17 protein-coding genes are annotated in these 17,457 nt (G+C 69.8%); 14 read left to right on the forward strand and 3 right to left on the reverse strand.

What is annotated here, in order from left to right; translation table 11 throughout:
- The first annotated feature begins 18 nt into the window (after positions 1 to 18).
- From glgP to SACXIDRAFT_RS16345, 6 genes are all read left to right on the forward strand, one after another.
- The gene (gene glgP, locus SACXIDRAFT_RS16320) at positions 19 to 2,577 is read left to right on the forward strand and encodes an alpha-glucan family phosphorylase (RefSeq protein ID WP_006239710.1); all 2,559 of its coding nucleotides are present in this window, start codon (positions 19 to 21) and stop codon (positions 2,575 to 2,577) included.
- 67 nt (positions 2,578 to 2,644) lie between these two features.
- Positions 2,645 to 3,457: an ABC transporter ATP-binding protein gene (locus SACXIDRAFT_RS16325; RefSeq protein ID WP_040922225.1), complete on the forward strand. Its 813-nt coding sequence runs from the start codon at positions 2,645 to 2,647 to the stop codon at positions 3,455 to 3,457.
- 81 nt (positions 3,458 to 3,538) lie between these two features.
- Positions 3,539 to 4,318, forward strand: coding sequence for an enoyl-CoA hydratase/isomerase family protein (locus tag SACXIDRAFT_RS16330; protein WP_006239712.1), 780 nt, complete (start codon positions 3,539 to 3,541; stop codon positions 4,316 to 4,318).
- A gap of 1 nt (position 4,319) precedes the next feature.
- Positions 4,320 to 5,321 (forward strand): class I SAM-dependent methyltransferase, encoded by a 1,002-nt coding sequence (locus tag SACXIDRAFT_RS16335; RefSeq protein ID WP_006239713.1) that lies wholly within the window; start codon positions 4,320 to 4,322, stop codon positions 5,319 to 5,321.
- 5 nt (positions 5,322 to 5,326) lie between these two features.
- Positions 5,327 to 6,526: a THUMP-like domain-containing protein gene (locus SACXIDRAFT_RS16340; protein WP_006239714.1), complete on the forward strand. Its 1,200-nt coding sequence runs from the start codon at positions 5,327 to 5,329 to the stop codon at positions 6,524 to 6,526.
- A 119-nt stretch (positions 6,527 to 6,645) separates the two neighbouring features.
- Complete coding sequence (locus SACXIDRAFT_RS16345) at positions 6,646 to 6,864, forward strand: DUF2277 domain-containing protein (protein WP_006239715.1); 219 nt, start codon at positions 6,646 to 6,648, stop codon at positions 6,862 to 6,864.
- 84 nt (positions 6,865 to 6,948) lie between these two features.
- Here the strand turns inward: SACXIDRAFT_RS16345 and SACXIDRAFT_RS16350 are convergent, their stop codons facing one another.
- Positions 6,949 to 7,317 (reverse strand): GatB/YqeY domain-containing protein, encoded by a 369-nt coding sequence (locus SACXIDRAFT_RS16350; protein WP_006239716.1) that lies wholly within the window; start codon positions 7,315 to 7,317, stop codon positions 6,949 to 6,951.
- 57 nt (positions 7,318 to 7,374) lie between these two features.
- On the opposite strand from SACXIDRAFT_RS16350, the gene SACXIDRAFT_RS16355 reads away from it, so the two are divergent.
- The 6 genes from SACXIDRAFT_RS16355 (at position 7,375) to SACXIDRAFT_RS16380 (ending at position 13,753) form a co-directional block, all read left to right on the forward strand.
- Positions 7,375 to 8,028, forward strand: coding sequence for a TetR/AcrR family transcriptional regulator (locus SACXIDRAFT_RS16355; RefSeq protein WP_006239717.1), 654 nt, complete (start codon positions 7,375 to 7,377; stop codon positions 8,026 to 8,028).
- Between the two features lie 86 nt (positions 8,029 to 8,114).
- Complete coding sequence (locus tag SACXIDRAFT_RS16360; RefSeq protein WP_006239718.1) at positions 8,115 to 9,626, forward strand: carboxylesterase/lipase family protein; 1,512 nt, start codon at positions 8,115 to 8,117, stop codon at positions 9,624 to 9,626.
- 56 nt (positions 9,627 to 9,682) lie between these two features.
- Positions 9,683 to 10,162 (forward strand): helix-turn-helix transcriptional regulator, encoded by a 480-nt coding sequence (locus SACXIDRAFT_RS16365; RefSeq protein ID WP_006239719.1) that lies wholly within the window; start codon positions 9,683 to 9,685, stop codon positions 10,160 to 10,162.
- Positions 10,163 to 10,171: 9 nt separating this feature from the next.
- Complete coding sequence (locus SACXIDRAFT_RS16370) at positions 10,172 to 10,591, forward strand: VOC family protein (protein ID WP_006239720.1); 420 nt, start codon at positions 10,172 to 10,174, stop codon at positions 10,589 to 10,591.
- 33 nt (positions 10,592 to 10,624) lie between these two features.
- A complete protein-coding gene (locus SACXIDRAFT_RS16375; protein ID WP_050986948.1) occupies positions 10,625 to 13,087 on the forward strand; it encodes an ATP-binding cassette domain-containing protein in 2,463 nt (820 codons plus the stop codon).
- Between the two features lie 261 nt (positions 13,088 to 13,348).
- Entirely contained in the window at positions 13,349 to 13,753 is a 405-nt protein-coding gene (locus SACXIDRAFT_RS16380; protein ID WP_232285318.1) for a nuclear transport factor 2 family protein, read from the forward strand.
- Positions 13,754 to 13,846: 93 nt separating this feature from the next.
- On the opposite strand, the gene SACXIDRAFT_RS16385 is transcribed toward SACXIDRAFT_RS16380, so the two are convergent.
- Positions 13,847 to 14,293, reverse strand: a complete 447-nt coding sequence (locus SACXIDRAFT_RS16385) for a DUF6223 family protein (protein WP_006239723.1) — start codon at positions 14,291 to 14,293, stop codon at positions 13,847 to 13,849.
- A 177-nt stretch (positions 14,294 to 14,470) separates the two neighbouring features.
- On the opposite strand from SACXIDRAFT_RS16385, the gene SACXIDRAFT_RS16390 reads away from it, so the two are divergent.
- Together SACXIDRAFT_RS16390 and SACXIDRAFT_RS16395 are read left to right on the forward strand one after the other, a co-directional pair.
- Entirely contained in the window at positions 14,471 to 15,589 is a 1,119-nt protein-coding gene (locus SACXIDRAFT_RS16390; protein WP_006239724.1) for a sensor histidine kinase, read from the forward strand.
- Positions 15,586 to 16,251, forward strand: a complete 666-nt coding sequence (locus tag SACXIDRAFT_RS16395; RefSeq protein WP_006239725.1) for a response regulator — start codon at positions 15,586 to 15,588, stop codon at positions 16,249 to 16,251. Before SACXIDRAFT_RS16390 ends, SACXIDRAFT_RS16395 begins: the two co-directional genes overlap by 4 nt.
- A 60-nt stretch (positions 16,252 to 16,311) precedes the next feature.
- Here SACXIDRAFT_RS16395 and SACXIDRAFT_RS16400 read toward each other — a convergent pair whose 3' ends face one another.
- Complete coding sequence (locus SACXIDRAFT_RS16400) at positions 16,312 to 17,457, reverse strand: C40 family peptidase (RefSeq protein WP_006239726.1); 1,146 nt, start codon at positions 17,455 to 17,457, stop codon at positions 16,312 to 16,314.

A 17,457-nucleotide genomic window follows, 5' to 3' on the forward strand; every position in this document is an offset into this window, starting at 1 on the left:
GGGTTATGGTCGATCTTCATGAAAGCTGTCCGCCGGTTCACTGTGCACGCGCGAGTGCCCGACGAGTTGTCGGGGCTCACCGAACTCGCCACCAACCTGCGGTGGACCTGGCACCCGCCCACCCGCGACCTGTTCGCCTCGATGGACGACGCGCTGTTCCGCAGGATCAGGGACCCGCTGCGCATGCTGGCCGAGATCCCCGCGTCCCGGCTCGACGAGCTGGCGAGCGACCCGGAGTTCCTCGAAAGGACGAGGGCGGCGAACGAGGACCTGCGGCGCTACCTCACCGAGCCCCGCTGGTTCCAGCGCAGGGTGGAGCGGGCGGGCGACGGTGAGCGTTTTCCCCGCGCGGTGGCCTACTTCTCCCTGGAGTTCGGCGTGCACGAGGCCCTTCCGAACTACTCGGGCGGCCTCGGCGTGCTGGCGGGCGATCACCTGAAGGCCGCGTCCGACCTCGGCGTCCCCATGATCGGCGTGGGGCCGCTGTATCGGGCGGGGTACTTCCGGCAGTCGCTGTCGCTGGATGGCTGGCAGGTCGAGCACTACCCGGTGATCGACCCCAGTGGGCTGCCTCTCGACCTGCTCACCGAGCCGTCGGGCGAACCCGCGTACGTGCGGGTGGCGATGCCGGGAGGGCGCGAGCTGCTCGCGCAGATCTGGAAGGCGCGCGTCGGCAGGGTGCCGCTGCTGCTGCTCGACACCGACGTCGAGGACAACGACGACGATCTGAGGGGAGTCACCGACCGGCTCTACGGCGGTGACGACGATCATCGCATCCGGCAGGAGATCCTCGCGGGGATCGGCGGCATGCGGGCCGTGCGCCGCTACTGCGAGCTGCGAGGACATCCGCAGCCGGAGGTGTTCCACACCAACGAGGGCCACGCCGGATTCCTGGGGCTGGAGCGCGTCAGGGAGGTGCTCGACTCGGGGGAGCTGACGTTCGACGAGGCGCTGTCGGCCGTGCGCGCCGGAACCGTGTTCACCACGCACACACCGGTGCCCGCCGGTCTCGACCGGTTCGGTGTGCAGCTTGTGCGGCACTACTTCGGCGACGGGCGGTTGCTGCCCGGTATCGACGTCGAGCGGGTGCTCGCGCTCGGCACGGAGGACGACCCCGGCCGGTTCAACGTGGCCCACATGGGGTTGCGGCTCGCTCAACGCGCCAACGGGGTTTCGGCGCTGCACGGGCGGGTGTCGCGGCGCATGTTCACGAGGCTGTGGCCGGGCTTCGACACCGACGAGGTGCCGATCTCGTCGGTGACCAACGGAGTCCACGGGCCCACCTGGGTGGCGCGCGAGATGAGCGCGCTGCTCGGGGGCAGCGACGAGGAATGGGGCCACGACGGCGACGGCTCCGGCATCGACCCGGACGTCACGGACGAACAGCTGTGGGCGCTGCGAAGGGAACTGCGCGGCAACCTCGTCGCCGAGGTGCGGCGACGGGCTCGCGAGGCGTGGCTGCAACGCGGGGCTTCGGCGCTGGAACTCGGCTGGACCGACCGCATCTTCGACCCCGATGTGCTCACCGTCGGGTTCGCGCGCCGCGTGCCCACGTACAAACGGCTCACCCTGATGCTGCGCGATCCCGAACGGCTGCGGGCGCTGCTGCTCGACGACTCACGGCCCATCCAGATCGTGGTGGCAGGCAAGTCGCACCCCGCGGACGAGGGCGGCAAGGCCCTCATTCAGAAGATCGTGAAGTTCGTGGACGACCCCGCCGTGCGGGAGCGGATGGTGTTCCTTCCCGACTACGGCATGTCGATGGCCCGCTACCTCTACCGGGGCTGCGACGTGTGGCTGAACAATCCGACGAGGCCGCTGGAGGCGTGTGGCACGTCGGGGATGAAGGCGGCGCTCAACGGGTGCCTGAACCTGTCGATCCGCGACGGCTGGTGGGACGAGTACTACGACGGCAGCAACGGCTGGGCCATCCCCACCGCCGACGGCGTGACCGACCCGCTGCTGCGGGACGACCTCGAAGCGTCGGCACTCTACGACCTGCTCGGCCAGCAGGTGGCGCCGCTGTTCTACGACCGCGACGCCGCAGGAGTGCCGCGAGGCTGGGTGTCCATGATCTGGCACACACTCCGCACGCTCGGGCCCAGGGTTCAGGCGTCGCGCATGGTGCGGGAGTACGTGGAGTCGTACTACGGGCCGGCCGCCACGGCGGTCGCCTCGGCCTCGGCCGACGACTACGCGGGGGCGCGTTCCCTCGCGGCGTACCGGGCCAGGGTCGATGCCTGCTGGCCGAGGGTGCGGGTCGTTTCGACGGAGCTGTCCGTCGAGAGCGGCGGTGACGTGCCCGTGGTGGGTGCGGCAGCGCGCATCACGGCGCGCGTGGACCTCGCGGGGCTCGATGAGTCCGATGTGGAGATTCAGGCCGTCGTGGGCAGGGTCGGCGACACCGACGACCTCGGTGACGTGCTCACCGTGCCGTTGTCGCCCTGCGGGAGGGGTCAGTTCGCGGGCACACTCGCACTGCCTTTCGCGGGTTCCCTCGGTTACACGGTGCGGGTGCTGCCCCGGCATCCGCTGCTGGCGAGTCCCGCCGAGCTGGGGAAGGTGGTCTTCGCCTGACGCGAGGGGGCTGGCGAGCCTCGGGGTGCGTTCTTGCCTTCGTGGGCGGGTCGGTGACAATGAGGCCGTGAATGACGTGCCGGTCCCGGAGAACCTTGCCGATCTCGTGATCCACGCCTCCGGTGTGGGGGTCAGGAGGGGGAGTAACAAGCTGCTCGCCGACCTCGACTGGTCGGTGGAACTCGACGAACGGTGGGTGGTGCTCGGCCCGAACGGCGCGGGGAAGACCACGCTGCTCAAGCTCGCCGCCGCGGAATCGCATCCCACCACCGGTGTGGTGTACGTGCTGGGCGAGCGGCTCGGCCGCGTGGACGTGTTCGAGCTGCGCACCAGGATCGGCTTCACCTCGGCGGCGATCAACGGCCGCATCCCGCCCGAGGAGAAGGTCAGGGACGTGGTGGTCAGCGCGGGTTACGCGGTGCTCGGCCGCTGGCGCGAGTCCTACGACGATCTCGACACGGGGCGCGCGGAGGAGCTGCTGGCGGCGCTGGGTGTCGGCCACCTGGCCGACCGCAGCTACGGCACGTTGTCCGAGGGCGAGCGCAAGCGGACGCTCATCGCGCGGTCGCTGATGACCGACCCGGAGCTGTTGCTGCTGGACGAGCCCGCGGCGGGACTGGACCTCGGCGGCAGGGAGGATCTCGTCGCGCGGCTGACCGAACTCGCGCTCGATCCCGACGCGCCAGCGATGGTGCTGGTCACCCACCACGTCGAGGAGATCCCGCCTGGATTCACCCACGCACTGCTGCTGTCACAGGGGCGCGTGGTCGCCTCAGGTCTGATGGACGACGTGCTGACCAGTGAGAATCTTTCCGAGGCGTTCGGGCAGGATCTGCTGTTGCAGCGGTCGGGGGACAGGTACTTCGCCCGACGTCGCTGACCGCCTCTACCGGCGGGTAGCCTGCGATGGAGGCCACAGCGCGGTCGGCGGAACCGGTCCGCGGGAACGAAGGAGGAAGGCGTGGGCGAGTTCGTCCGTCTCGAGGTCGATGAGGGCGTCGGCACCATCCGGCTCGACCGGCCCCCGGTGAACGCGCTGAACAACCAGGTTCAGGCGGAGTTGCGCGAGGCCGCCATCGAGGCAGGCGAGCGTGACGACGTGCGGGCGGTCATCCTCTACGGCGGCGAGAAGACGTTCGCGGGTGGCGCCGACATCAAGGAGATGGCGGCGAAGTCCTACGTGGAGATGCAGCGGTTCGGCACCGCGCTGTCGGCGTCGCTGACCACCATCGCCGAACTGCCGAAGCCCACGGTCGCCGCCATCACGGGCTACGCGCTCGGCGGTGGACTCGAACTCGCGCTGACCGCCGATCGTCGTGTCGTGGGCGACAACGTCAAGGTCGGGCAGCCGGAGATCCAGCTCGGCGTCATCCCCGGCGCGGGCGGCACGCAGCGGCTCGCCAGGCTCGTCGGACCGAGCCGTGCCAAGGACCTCGTGTTCACGGGACGCTTCGTGAAGGCGGAGGAAGCGCTGGCCATCGGGCTCGTTGACGAGGTCGTGGCGCCCGACGACGTGTACGCCGCGGCTCACCGTTGGGCGGCGCAGTTCGCGAACGGTCCCGCTGTCGCGCTGCGTGCCGCGAAGGCCGCCATCGACGGTGGTCTGGACACCGACCTGCGCAACGGGTTGAGGCTGGAGACCGAGCTGTTCGCGGCGCTGTGGGCGACCGAGGACCAGAAGCGTGGCATGCAGTCCTTCATCGAGAACGGACCGGGCAAGGCCACCTTCGAGGGGAAGTGACGTGACTCACGTGTCCGACCCTGCCCCGAACCCGCACGCTACCGCCGACGAGGTTCAGGCCGCGTTCAAGGACCCCAAACTCGCCAACGTGCTCTACCACGACTGGGAAGCCGGCACGTACGACGAGAAGTGGTCGATCTCCTACGACGAGCGGTGCATCGCCTACGCCACCGACGTGTTCAATGCCGTCGCGGGCGACTTATCCAATGCCGTCGCGGGCACGCAGGAGCAGCCCTACGGCCACGCCATGGAACTGGGCAGCGGCACCGGGTTCTTCCTGCTCAACCTGATGCAGGGCGGAGTGATCAAAAAGGGGTCGGTCACCGACCTCTCGCCCGGCATGGTCCAGGTGGCGCTGCGCAACGCCGCGAACCTGGGGCTCGACGTTGACGGCCGGGTCGCCGACGCGGAGCGCATCCCGTACGACGACAACAGTTTCGACCTCGTCGTCGGGCACGCGGTGCTGCACCACATTCCGGACGTGCCCGCGGCGTTGCGCGAGGTGCTGCGGGTGCTCAAGCCGGGCGGCCGGTTCGTGTTCGCGGGCGAGCCGACCAAGATCGGCGATTTCTACGCCCGCAGGCTCGGCAGGCTCACCTGGTGGCTGACCACCAACCTCACCAAGCTGCCGCCGCTGCGCGCGTGGCGAAGGCCGCAGACCGAACTCGACGAATCGTCGCGGGCCGCGGCGCTTGAGGCGGTGGTCGATCTGCACACGTTCGATCCGACCGAACTGGAACGCATGAGTCGCGGCGCGGGCGCGGTGGACGTGCGCGCGGTGACCGACGAGTTCAGCGCCGCGCTGGTCGGGTGGCCGATCCGCACGTTCGAGGCCGCGGTGCCGCAGGAGAAGCTGACACTGCGCTGGCGGCTTTTCGCCTACCGCGCGTGGTTGCGGCTCTCGGCACTCGATCGCACGGTGCTGTCCAAGGTGCTGCCGAGGGAGCTGTTCTACAACGTGATGATCACCGGGACGAAGCCGTCCGCGCCTGAGCGACTGTAGGTCTCGTGGCGTACGGCTTCTCTCTCGACGACGTCGCGTTCCTGCGTTCGCGGGAGGGCCGGGAGGCGTTGGAGGCGTGTTCCGGTCTCGCGTTGACGGAGGGGAGCAGGCTGGCCGACGTCGCAGAGGCACGCCGTGTCGTCGGCAGGCAACACGCCGCCGCCGTGCTGGAGACGCTGCTGCTGCGGCGCAAGGCCGAGGCCAAAGTGGACGGTGGAGGCCGGTGGCTGTTCACGGACGCCGCGCTCCAGCAGGCGAGCGCGGCACCGGTGGCCGCTCACCGGGCAGGCAGGCTCGCGGGCCGCGACGTTCACGACGTGACGTGTTCCGTCGGCGCCGATCTCGTTGCACTGGCGCGGACAGCGCGGCGGTGCGTGGGGTCCGATGTGGACGAGGTTCGGCTGGCCATGGCCGCGCACAACTGCGCTGTCTCCGGTGTCTCCCCCGCGCTCGTGCGCGCGGACGCCTTGCACCCGGTGACTCGCGAGACCATCGTGGTGGCCGACCCGGCTCGCCGCGATGCAGCGGGTCGGCGCCGCTGGCGGCCGGAGGACTTCGTCCCCGCGCTCGACGACCTCGCCGCCACCTATGCGGGACGGCCACTGGCCGTGAAGTGTGCTCCGGGAATCGACCCGAAGGCCGCCCCGTGGGCGAGCGAGGTCGAGATCATCTCGCTCGACGGCAGGGTGCGGGAGGCGGCTCTGCTGAGCGAGGGCCTCGCCACGGCATCGCGCAGGGCGACGGTCCTGAGGTCGGACGGCGGTGGGTGGTCGATCACCGACGCCGAACCCGACGACGTCCCGGTGGGCGAGGCCGGGCAGTGGATCGTCGATCCGGACGGGGCCGTGGTGCGGGCCGGGCTCGTGCGGCATTACGCGGCCCGGCACGGCTTGTGGCAGCTCGACCCGCGCATCGCCTACCTGACCGGCGACACCCCTCCTCCGGGTGTGCGCGCGTTCAGGGTCCTGGACTCCGGTCGCTTCACCGAGAAGGCACTGCGGGCGCTGCTGCGCCGTCACGACGTGGGGCGGCTGGAGATCCTCGTGCGCGGTGTTGACGTCGATCCGGACGCACTGCGGCGCAGGCTGAAACCTCGTGGCGCTGCGGAGGCCAGCGTGGTGATCACGCGTATCGGCCGCACGGCCGTGGCGTTCCTCTGCCGCGCCGAGCGGATACCGGACGCACCGGTCGCACCGCACGACTGAGAGCGGCGGTCGTGCCGCTGGACGCGGTGATGAGCAGGAGCCTCGGGCGTCTGCCCGTGTGTCCGGTTCGTAGCGCGCGAACCTGCGCGGATTGTCGGTCGCGGCGGGACACTGGGCGTATGTGCCGAAACATCAAGACTCTGCGGCCGCCATTCGCCGAGGGCGTGACCGAGGCCGACATCCGGGCGGCCGCACTGCAATACGTGCGCAAGGTGTCCGGGTTCCAGCGGCCTGCGGCCCACAACGCCGAGGCGTTCGAGCGCGCTGTGGACGCCGTCGAGATGGCGACGGCGGAGCTGTTGTCGTCGTTGCGCGTGCGGGGTGCCCCCGCTCGCTGAACGCACTGCCGTCGCGGTCGGCGGTGAGCGCACGCCCTCGTCGAGGTGCGGGCGGCTGAGGGGAGTTCTCGCCCGACCCTGCCCTCAGCGCACCAGGTGCCGGGTCAGCACCTCGGCTTCCGCCCTGAGCCGTTCGGCGTGATCGGCTCGGCCCAGCCGCTCGTACTCGTCGGCAGCGGCCGTCCGCTCCCGGACCTCGTTCTCGACGATCTCCCGCAGTTGGGTGTCGGTGAGTTCGCGTCTTTCCGTCTCCGTCGCGCCGACACCGCTCGCGGCTCCCGCCACATGCTCGCCGCCGAGGCCGGCGACCGGCGCACTGTCGATCGGCGCACTGTCGATCGGGACGGCCTCGGCGTTGTCGATGGCGCCCAGCGCGGAGCGCAGCGCCGCGAGGGCGACACGGTCGCGGGCCTTGAGCGCGGTGGTCAGGTGCTGGCGCAGCGCAGCGCGCATGATGGGACCCCCGTTCCGATGAAGAGACGTTTCACAATACGACTGTATGATGAAACTATGCCACGGGTTGTCGATCACGACGAGCGCCGGAACCGGATCGCGTGGGCGTTCCAGCGGCTGCTGGCCACTGAAGGGTTCGCCGCTGCCTCCTTCTCCAAGGTCGCGGCCGAGGCGGGCGTTTCGGTCGGGCTCATCCAGCACTACTTCGCGGGCAGGGACGCCCTGCTGCGCTTCGCCTACGACGACGCGGGGTCTCGTCTGAGCGAGCGGGTGCGCCTGCGGGGCAGGGGAGGTGAGGCCGCCGGTCATCCGCTCGCGCGCGTGCTGCTCGACACGCTCGTGGAATTGCTGCCTCTCGACGAGGAGCGAGACCTCGAATACCGGGTGCGGCAGAGCTTGCAGGCGCAGGCGCTGCATCACACGGGGCTCGCGGAGGTGGCGCGCAGGGCGGGTGGTGATCTCCTTCGCCATGTCGCGGCTGTGGTCGAGTACGGCAAGGAACGTGGTGAGGTCGAGTCCGGGGTGGACGGGGTGCTCGCCGCGCGGACCATTCTCGCCACCGTGCAGGGGCTGGCCGATCAGGTCGCGCTCTCGGGTGCGGGCACCTTCCCCGCGCCCGAACTGCTGCGGCGGGTCATCGCCACCGTGTTCACCGGCGGGATCGGCCTTCCTGGGCGCGACGTCGCCGGAGACTCCGTTCCGGAGACGTGAACCCTCTGCCGTTCCCGGTTCGGCGGCGAGCCGCCCTGTTGCTACGGTTGCCATATGAGCTTATTGCAAAAATCGGAGGCCGCGCGGTGACCCGGCACGTGACGGTGCGGCTGACGAACGGCACCGTTCGGGGCCGCCGCGATGAAGGACACCTTGTGTTTCGTGGTGTCCCCTATGCCGCTGCCCCGGTCGGGGAGCTGCGCTGGCGGGCACCGGCACCGGTCGAGCCGTGGTCCGGCGTCCGTGACGCGACGGTGCCGGGGAACCCCGCACCGCAGCTCGCCCAGCCGTTCGCCGATGCCACCTCCCTCGACGAGGACTGCCTGACACTCGACATCACCGCGCCGGACGACGCCGTCGAAGGCGCGGGCAAACCGGTGCTGGTGTGGTTGCACGGCGGTGGCGGCACGAACGGAAGCGCTGGCGACTACGACGCGGCAAGGCTCGCCGTCACCGGTGATGTCGTCGTGGTGAAACCGAATTTCCGGCTCGGTGTGCTGTCCTGTTTCGCCTATCCGGGGCTGGACGGCAGCGGAACATTCGGTCTACTGGATCACCAGGCCGTGTTGCGCTGGGTGAGGCGGGAGATCACCCGGTTCGGCGGCGATCCGGGCAATGTGACGCTCGGCGGCGAGTCCTACGGCGCGCTGATGGTCGCAGCGCACCTGACCTCGCCAGGGTCGGCGGGGCTGTTCCACCGAGCGATCCTGCACAGCGCCTTCTCCGTGCTGGGCTCCACACCGGCGCACGTGTTCGTCCCCGGACTTCCCGCGTTGCCCCCGAGGTGGTCGCCGCTGGCCGAGGCGCAGCAACTCGGCGCCGCCGTCGCCGCCGAGCAGGGCTGGGTGAAGCCGGGCAGCGACCCGGACTCGGCGCTCGCGCAGCTCCGCCGCGTCCCGGTGAAGGACCTGCTTCAGGCATCCGGGTCGTTCATCCGTCCTGCGTTCGGCGGGGCCGTCCTGCCCTCCTCGCCCGCGACGGCGATCGCCGAGGGCCGGTTCCACCGGGTGCCGGTGCTGCTCGGGGCCACCCGCGACGAGGCCAGGTTCTTCGTCGGGCTCTTCGCCGACGCCGCGGGCAATCCCGTCACAGCCGAGACCTTCCCCCGGCTGCTGGCCGAGGCGTTCGGGGACGCGGCCGACGACGTCGCCGCGCGCTACCCGCTCACCGACTTCGCGACGCCCAGCCTCGCGTGGGCGCGGATCAGCACCGACCGGGCGTGGGCACGGCCCACCTGGGACGTGGCCGGTGCGTTCGCGGCCCACACGGGCACCTGGTTCTACGAGTTCGCCGACCGCGACGCACCACCGCCGCTCCCGCTTCCCGGCCTTGAGCCCGGCGCCCAGCACGCCGCCGACCTGCCATACCTGTTCGATGTGGCTGGCGCACCGCCGTTGTCGGCGGCGCAGCGCGCACTCGGCGAGCGGATGATCCGCTACTGGACGGCCTTCGCCGCCCACGGAGCCCCTGCCTGTCCAGGGCTGCCCGGCTGGCCGGGTTTCGACACCGGCCACGTCCAGTCGCTCGCGCCCGGGGAAATCGGCGGAACCGACTACGCCGCCGACCACCGCCTCGACTTCTGGGCGCGTCTGCCGTGAGAGCGGCGAGGAGTGTGCGCGGCCAGATCGGGAGGTGGGACGTAGGATGCCGACTTGTGACAGCCTCCTCGTCGGCGGGGTGGCCGAGGACGACGTCACCGCCGTCATCCCCGGAGCAGTACCTGCGTGATCTCGCACTGCTGCGCCGAGTCCGGGACCGCATCGACAGGGAGTACGCGCGACCGCTGAACGTGGAGGCGCTCGCCCGTGGCGTCACCATGTCGGCTGGGCATTTGAGCCGTCAGTTCCGGCGCGCCTACGGGGAGTCGCCGTACTCGTATCTCATGACCCGCCGGATCGAACGCGCGATGGCGCTGCTGCGGCGGGGCGACCTCAGCGTCACCGAGGTCTGCTTCGCCGTCGGCTGTTCTTCGCTCGGCACCTTCAGCAGCCGGTTCACCGAACTGGTCGGTGTCCCGCCCAGCGTCTACCGGCGTGAGTCGGCGCGCGAGGCCGAGGGCATTCCGCCGTGCGTGGCGAAGCGGGTCACGAGACCGGTCAGGAATCGAGAAGCGTCGGCGTCCTGGGCGCAATAGCGTGAGGTCATGACCGAAACAGACCTCACCATCCACCAGGCATTCCTGCCGCACACCGACCCGGAAGCCGCGCTGGCCTTCTACCGCGACACGCTCGGTTTCGACGTCCGCAACGAGGTCGAGTACCAGGGCATGCACTGGATCACGGTGGGCCCTCCGAGCCAGCCAGGCACGTCCATCGTGCTGCATCCGCCTGCCGCCGACCCCGGCATCACCGACGAGGAACGCCGCACGATCGCCGAGATGATGGCCAAGGGCACCTTCGCGGGCATCAACCTGGCCACGAAGGATCTCGACGCCACGTTCGAGCGGTTGCAGGCCGGTGACGCCGACGTCGTTCAGGAACCGACCGACCAGCCGTGGGGCATCCGCGACTGCGCCTTCCGCGACCCGGCAGGCAACATGATCCGGATCTTCGAACAACGCTGATCGGACCGTCGGAAGTGTCCGCCCTGCGCTCGCATGCGGGGCGGGCACTGCCTGCCGTCAGACGCGAGACCCGAGAACTTCCGAGCCGACGAGGAGCCGATCACGGTGCACATCGCCGACAGCCACGACCTGATTCGCGTGCACGGGGCGCGCGTGAACAATCTCGCCGACATCAGCGTCGAGATCCCGAAGCGACGCCTGACGGTGTTCACGGGTGTCTCCGGCTCCGGGAAGAGTTCGCTGGTGTTCGGCACCATCGCCGCCGAGTCGCAGCGGATGATCAACGAGACCTACAGCGCCTTCGTGCAGGGCTTCATGCCCACCACGGCGCGGCCCGACGTGGACGTGCTGGACGGGCTCACCACCGCGATCATCGTCGATCAGGAGAGGATCGGGGCGAACCCGCGCTCCACCGTCGGCACCGTGACCGACACCGGCGCACTGCTCCGCATCCTGTTCAGCAGGCTCGGTCAGCCCCACATCGGTTCACCGCAGGCGTTCTCGTTCAACGTCGCCTCGGTCAGCGGAGCCGGAGCGGTGACGCTTCAGCGCGGTGACAGGACGGTGAAGGAGCGGCGCGCCTTCAGCATCACCGGCGGCATGTGCCCTCGATGCGAGGGCATGGGCACGGTCAGTGACATCGACCTCACCCAGCTCTACGACGACTCCAAGTCCATCTCCGAGGGCGCGTTCACCATTCCCGGCTGGAAGTCCGACAGTTTCTGGACCGTCCGCGTCTACGCCGAGTCCGGGTTCGTCGATCCCGACAAGCCGATCCGCGAGTTCACCAAGAAGGAACTCGACAACCTCCTCTACCGCGAGCCGACCAAGGTGAAGATCGAGGGTGTCAACCTCACCTACGAGGGGCTGATCCCGAAGATCCGCAAGTCGTTCCTGTCCAAGGATCGCGAGTCGATGCAGCCCCACATCAGGGCGTTCGTGGACAGGGCCGTCACCTTCACCACCTGCCCCGAGTGCGACGGCACCCGGCTCACCGAGCTGGCGCGCTCGTCGAAGATCGCCGGAATCAGCATCGCCGACGCCTCCGCCATGCAGATCAGCGACCTCGCGGAATGGGTGCGTGGCCTCGCCGAATCCGCGAGTTCGGGGGCCGGTGACAGTGGCGTCCCGGCGACCGTGATGCCGTTGCTGGACACCCTCGCGCACACGCTCGACTCGTTCGTCGAGATCGGACTCGGTTACCTCTCGCTCGACCGGCCGTCGGGGACGCTGTCCGGCGGCGAGGCGCAGCGCACGAAGATGATCCGCCACCTCGGTTCCGCGCTGACCGATGTCACGTACGTCTTCGACGAGCCGACCATCGGCCTGCACCCCCACGACATCCAGCGCATGAACGACCTGCTGCTTCGCCTGCGTGACAAGGGGAACACGGTGCTCGTCGTGGAGCACAAGCCGGAGACGATCGCCATCGCCGACCATGTCGTGGACCTCGGCCCCGGCGCGGGGTCGGCAGGCGGAATGGTCTGTTTCGAGGGGACCGTCGAACAACTCAGGGCCGCCGACACGCTCACCGGCCGCCACCTCGACGACAGGGCCACGCTGAAGGAGACGGTGCGAAAGCCCACCGGGGCGCTGGAGATCCGGGGCGCCACGGCGAACAACCTGACCGGCGTCGATGTCGATATCCCGCTCGGAGTGCTCGTCGCCATCACCGGTGTCGCGGGATCGGGCAAGAGTTCCCTCGTGCATTCCTCGATCCCGGCGGGCGCGGGGGTCGTGTCGATCGACCAGGGCGCGATCCGTGGCTCACGCCGGAGCAACCCGGCCACCTACACCGGGCTTCTCGACCCGATCCGCAAGGCGTTCGCCAAGGCCAACGGCGTGAAGCCGGGCCTGTTCAGCGCCAACTCCGAGGGCGCCTGCCCCAACTGCAACGGCGCCGGTGTCGTGTACCTGGACTTGGCGATCATGGCCGGGGTCTCCGCGCCGTGCGAGGTGTGTGAGGGCAAGCGGTTCCAGGTGTCGGTGCTGGAGTACACGCTGGGCGGTCGCGACATCAGCGAGGTGCTCGCGATGTCGGTGTCCGAGGCACGGGAGTTCTTCGGCGAGGGCGAGGCCAGGGTTCCCGCCGCGCACAAGATCCTTCAGCGGCTCGACGACGTCGGGCTCGGCTACCTTGGCCTCGGTCAGCCGTTGACGACGTTGTCCGGCGGGGAGCGGCAGCGCCTCAAACTGGCCGTCCACATGGCCGAGAAGGGCGGGATCTACGTTCTCGACGAGCCGACCACCGGCCTGCACCTCGCCGACGTCGAGCACCTGCTCGGCCTGCTCGACCGGCTCGTCGATTCGGGTAAGTCGGTCATCGTCGTCGAGCATCACCAGGCGGTCATGGCGCACGCCGACTGGATCATCGACCTCGGTCCCGGAGCGGGTCACGACGGTGGCCGGATCGTCTTCGAAGGTACCCCGGCCGACCTCGTCGCCGGTCGTTCCACCCTCACCGGCAAGCACCTGGCGGACTACGTCGGTGCGTGAGGAGGCGTGACCAGGCGCGGGTACGAATGCGTCGGCGGTTCGGGAGGTATCGTCGGTCTGCGCTTCGTCGGGGGTTCGGCAGCGGTGGGAGGCCAGGGCGTGACCCACTGACGGTGACGAGCCAGCGCACCCGGCCCCGTGCTGGTGACGGCACAGCTCGCCGTGCGGCGAGCGCGACGACGGATTTCCGCCAGCGGGGCGAGGGCGGGACGGTGCACTGTGGATAGAATGAGCGATCCACTCACGACAGACGCTGTTTCCGTGCTTGAGGGTATGTACGCCGCCGAGGCCGAGTACCTCGCGGCAGGCGGACCCGGGAGTGCGTCGTTCGCACCGCTCGCTCCGTTCTTCGCGCACGACGTCGTGCTTCACCAGGCGGAGAACCTCCCCTATGGCGGTCCGTGGCGTGGCCATGACGGTCTGGAGCGCTTCTTTCTCGCCATGAGCCGGACGTGGGAGACCTTCGAGATGGTGGAACAGGAGTTCCTGTCGCACACCAGCCCGCTCGTCGTTCTCACGCAGGTGCGGGCCCGCGCTCGGGCAACCGGGGCCGAACTCCAGTTCCCGATCATTCAGACGATCACCGTGGAGCACGGGCGCATCAGCGAGGTGCGCCCGTTCTACTGGGACACCGCCGCCGTGGCGGAGGCGTGCTCGACCCGCTGACGCCGCAAGGACGGTCCCGAATCCGCTACGACCGCCGCGCCACGACGTCGGCACGCGCGGCAGAGAGTCGAGACCCCGCCGCACGTGTACCGGTCAGGCGGTGCGGCGGGCGCGAGCCAGCGCGAGCGAGCCGAGAGCGACGGCGATCAAGCCGACCGCGATGGCAAGGTAGCCGCCGACGATGCCGTAGCCGGTGCCGGGACCGCCTTCGGCCGCCGCGACGACACCGCCACCTGCCACCGCGCTCGCCACTCCCGCGCCCAGTGCCATGATCGCGCCCTTCGGTTTGGTTCCTGTGCCGAGCCGACTGGAGGGACGCGCGAGTGCCACGCCGCCCAGCACCGCGCCGACCAGTCCCACCACCGCGCCGACCAGGGACCAGAACCTGCCGGAGGTCAGGGTGTAGGAATCGACGGCTGACGACTGTGCCACGGCGTGCGCGAGCAGGTCGGCGGGACTGCGGACAGGGAAGCGAGTGCGGAATGGACGGACATGGCGGCTTTCGTTCCTTCCTGTGACGGGATGGGGCCTTTCGAGCATGTCCCCGGATCGCACCGTGTGACGTCGCGCGTGCGTGGGAAATCTGCGCTGCCACGCCCGGTGTGGTCGCCTACGGCGGGCGTGGGCGAACCGGGAACGGTCTACCGCGGTTGTGGTAGCCGCAGAATCGTCTTCCGGTGGGAGTCGCAGGCGCGAGCCGTCGAATAGGGTGCACGCGTGAGCAGGGCGCGGATCGGTGCCAGGGACTGGGCGATCGCCGTCGGTGTGGCCGCGACGCTGGTGGCCACCGGGTTGTCGGGGCAACCCCCGCCGACGGACATCGGGCCGCTGGGTTACGTGCCGCTGGCCGCAGGTGGCCTGACGCTGGCCGCGCGGCGCCGGATGCCGGTCGCCGTGCTGGTCGTGACCGGACTGTGCACGCTCGTTCATCAGCTTCTCGGTCTCGACGTGCCCGCCGTGGCGTACCTGTTCGCGGTGTACGCCGCCGTGCGGGCGGGGCACCGCATCGCCACGATCGCCGTGTCGGTGGGCATGCTCGCCGCTCTGCCGCTGGTGATCTTGGCCTCGCCCCAGCCGACCGAGGTGGGGGAGGCGTTGCTGCGTTCACGGGATGTCCTCGAACTGGCCTGGCTGATCGCCGCGGGCGCGGCGGGCGAGGCACTGCGGCAGGCCGAGCGAAGGGCGGACGAGGCCGAACGCACCCGCGAGGAGGTCGCGCGGCGCCGCGCCAACGAGGAACGACTCCACATCGCACGTGAGTTGCACGACTCGCTCACCCACCAGATCTCCGTGATCAAGGTGCAGGCCGAGGTCGCCGTCCATCTCGCCCGCAAACGCGGCGAGGAGGTACCGGACGCGCTGCTCGCGATCCGGGAAGCCGGTCGCGAGGCCGCCAGGGAACTGCGTGCGACGCTGGAAGCGTTGCGCGACGACGAACGGTCGTCACCGCACGGGATCGACGGGGTTCCGGACCTGCTGTGCAGGGCTCGCGCGGCCGGTCTCCGCGCCACGCTGACGATCGAAGGGAGAAGGGTCGAACTCCCGTCAACAGTGCAGAGTGCCGCTTACCGGATCGTTCAGGAGGCACTGACCAACGTCGCGCGCCACGCCGCGGCCACGACGGCTTCCGTCCACATCGAGTACAGCGCCGACGCCGTGGAGGTCAGGATCGACGACGACGGCAAGGCCACTGTGGACTCAGCTCCGGCTGCGGGCGTCGGGTTGCTCGGGATGCGCGAGCGGGTCACGGCCCTCGGTGGCCATCTGCGTGCCGAGCCACGTGCCGAGGGCGGCTTCACCGTCGCGGCACGGCTTCCCCTTGAGAGGGCGGCGTGATCCGCGTTCTCCTCGTCGATGACCAGCCCCTCATTCGCAGCGGCTTTCGCGCGCTGCTCGATGTCGAGGACGACATCGAGGTGGTGGCGGAGGCAGCCGACGGCCGTGAGGGAGTCGAGCAGGCAAGGGCGCACCGTCCGGACATCGCTCTCATCGACGTTCAGATGCCCGTCATGGACGGCATCGAGGCCACTCGGCGAATCGCCGAGGACCCGGCGCTGTCGGGGGTGCGGGTCGTCATCCTGACCAACTACGGTCTCGACGAGTACGTGTTCGACGGATTGCGGGCAGGCGCGGCCGGGTTCCTCGTCAAGGACATCGAGCCGGAGGACTTCCTGCACGCCGTGCGCGTCGCCGCGCGGGGTGACGTCCTGCTCGCGCCGTCCATCACACGGAAACTGATCGACCGTTACGTCAGCAGGGCGCCAGCCGCCACAGGTGTGGACGCCAGGCTCGCGCGGCTGACCAACCGGGAACGGGAGGTCGTCACGCTGGTCGCAGGCGGCCTGTCGAACGAGCAGATCGCCGACCGGCTCGTGATCAGCCCTCTGACCGCGAAAACCCACGTCAACAGGGCCATGACCAAGCTGCACGCCCGCGACCGCGCTCAACTCGTCATCGTCGCCTACGAATCCGGCCTTGTCGTACCCGGCGGCTCGTGATCCGCGCGATGAGCCCCCGGCATGGGGACCGGTTGCCGAGTCGTGCTCCTGCTCACCCTCCTACGCGGCCGACGGCCTGCCCGCGCCCGCGTAGTTGTCGCCGGGCTTGCGGTAGTTGTGCACCTGCACGGCCTGGCCGAACGTCGGGGCGTCGATCATCTGGTTGTTGCCGATGTAGATGCCGACGTGGTGGATCTTCGTGTCGGGGTCGCCGAAGAAGATCAGGTCACCGAGGCGCAGCTCGTCGCCCCTCTTCACCAGCGGCACGCTGTGGTACTGGGTGTGCGCGGTGCGCATCATCGAGATACCGGCGCTGGCGTAGGCGGCTGTGGTGAGGCCGGAGCAGTCGAACCCGGCGTCGCCCTGCTCGGTGCCGTTGCCACCCCACACGTACGGCAGGCCGATCTTGTCGATGGCGAAGGTGACCGCCTTCAAAGCCGCGGCGTCCGGTTTGGTGCGCTTCTCGCTCACGGTGCCGTACACGTTGGCCGTCGCGAGCACCCGGTGCAGGAACAGCGGCTCGTCCTGAAGCGCCGACACACCGGCCAGCCAGTCGTCGCCATCGGAGAGGTCTCTGCCGCCATCACACAGCGCCCTTCCGGCGGTCAGCGCGGCGTCGTCGATGTCTTGGATGTCGGGTGCGTCGCCGGTGGGGCTCGCCTTGAACCGGTTCCAGACCGAGGGCGCGAGCTGCAACGGCCCAGCCGCGCCGGGTTCGGAGATCACCTTGTCGGCGAAGTCGCGTACCTCGACGGTGCCGATCGGTTCCGACATGCTCCCTTCGTCGGTGAGGCTGCCACCCTCGACGCGGCCGTGGTCCGTTGCGGTGCGGCCGACGCCGGCCAGGGTGACCCACGACAGGTTGCAGTCCGGCTCCTCGTCGGCGAGGGTCACCGTCGCCGACGCGTACGCGTACATCGCGGGGCGGGGGATGTCGAGCCAGCCCGCCACGTCGTCCACCCACGACTCGAAGATCACGCCTGGTGTGGCAGGCACCGAGGACGCCGGCGGTGCGCTGCTCGTGACCGTCGATTCGACCGGCTGCGCCGACGACGTCCGGGGTCCGGGCGGCATCGCGGCGGCCGTGTCCCCGGTGTGCTGCGGGGTGTGCCGCAACGCCACCACGAACACCCCGACGGCGACCACCGCCGCCGCGACAGCCGCGATCACCAGTCGTCTGCCCCGTACTCCGCCGCTCGCGCGCAT

Source organism: Saccharomonospora xinjiangensis XJ-54, assembly GCF_000258175.1.
GTDB lineage: Bacteria > Actinomycetota > Actinomycetes > Mycobacteriales > Pseudonocardiaceae > Saccharomonospora > Saccharomonospora xinjiangensis.

What these genes read in the sequence shown, in the direction of transcription:
- glgP (WP_006239710.1), top strand. Translation starts at nt 19, where the DNA reads ATGAAAGCTGTCCGCCGGTTCACTGTGCACGCGCGAGTGCCCGACGAG.
- SACXIDRAFT_RS16370 (WP_006239720.1), top strand. Translation starts at nt 10,172, where the DNA reads ATGACCGAAACAGACCTCACCATCCACCAGGCATTCCTGCCGCACACC.
- SACXIDRAFT_RS16345 (WP_006239715.1), top strand. Translation starts at nt 6,646, where the DNA reads ATGTGCCGAAACATCAAGACTCTGCGGCCGCCATTCGCCGAGGGCGTG.
- SACXIDRAFT_RS16385 (WP_006239723.1), bottom strand. Translation starts at nt 14,293, where the DNA reads ATGCTCGAAAGGCCCCATCCCGTCACAGGAAGGAACGAAAGCCGCCAT.
- SACXIDRAFT_RS16350 (WP_006239716.1), bottom strand. Translation starts at nt 7,317, where the DNA reads ATGCGCGCTGCGCTGCGCCAGCACCTGACCACCGCGCTCAAGGCCCGC.
- SACXIDRAFT_RS16375 (WP_050986948.1), top strand. Translation starts at nt 10,625, where the DNA reads ATGCGGGGCGGGCACTGCCTGCCGTCAGACGCGAGACCCGAGAACTTC.
- SACXIDRAFT_RS16355 (WP_006239717.1), top strand. Translation starts at nt 7,375, where the DNA reads ATGCCACGGGTTGTCGATCACGACGAGCGCCGGAACCGGATCGCGTGG.
- SACXIDRAFT_RS16400 (WP_006239726.1), bottom strand. Translation starts at nt 17,457, where the DNA reads ATGCGCGCGAGCGGCGGAGTACGGGGCAGACGACTGGTGATCGCGGCT.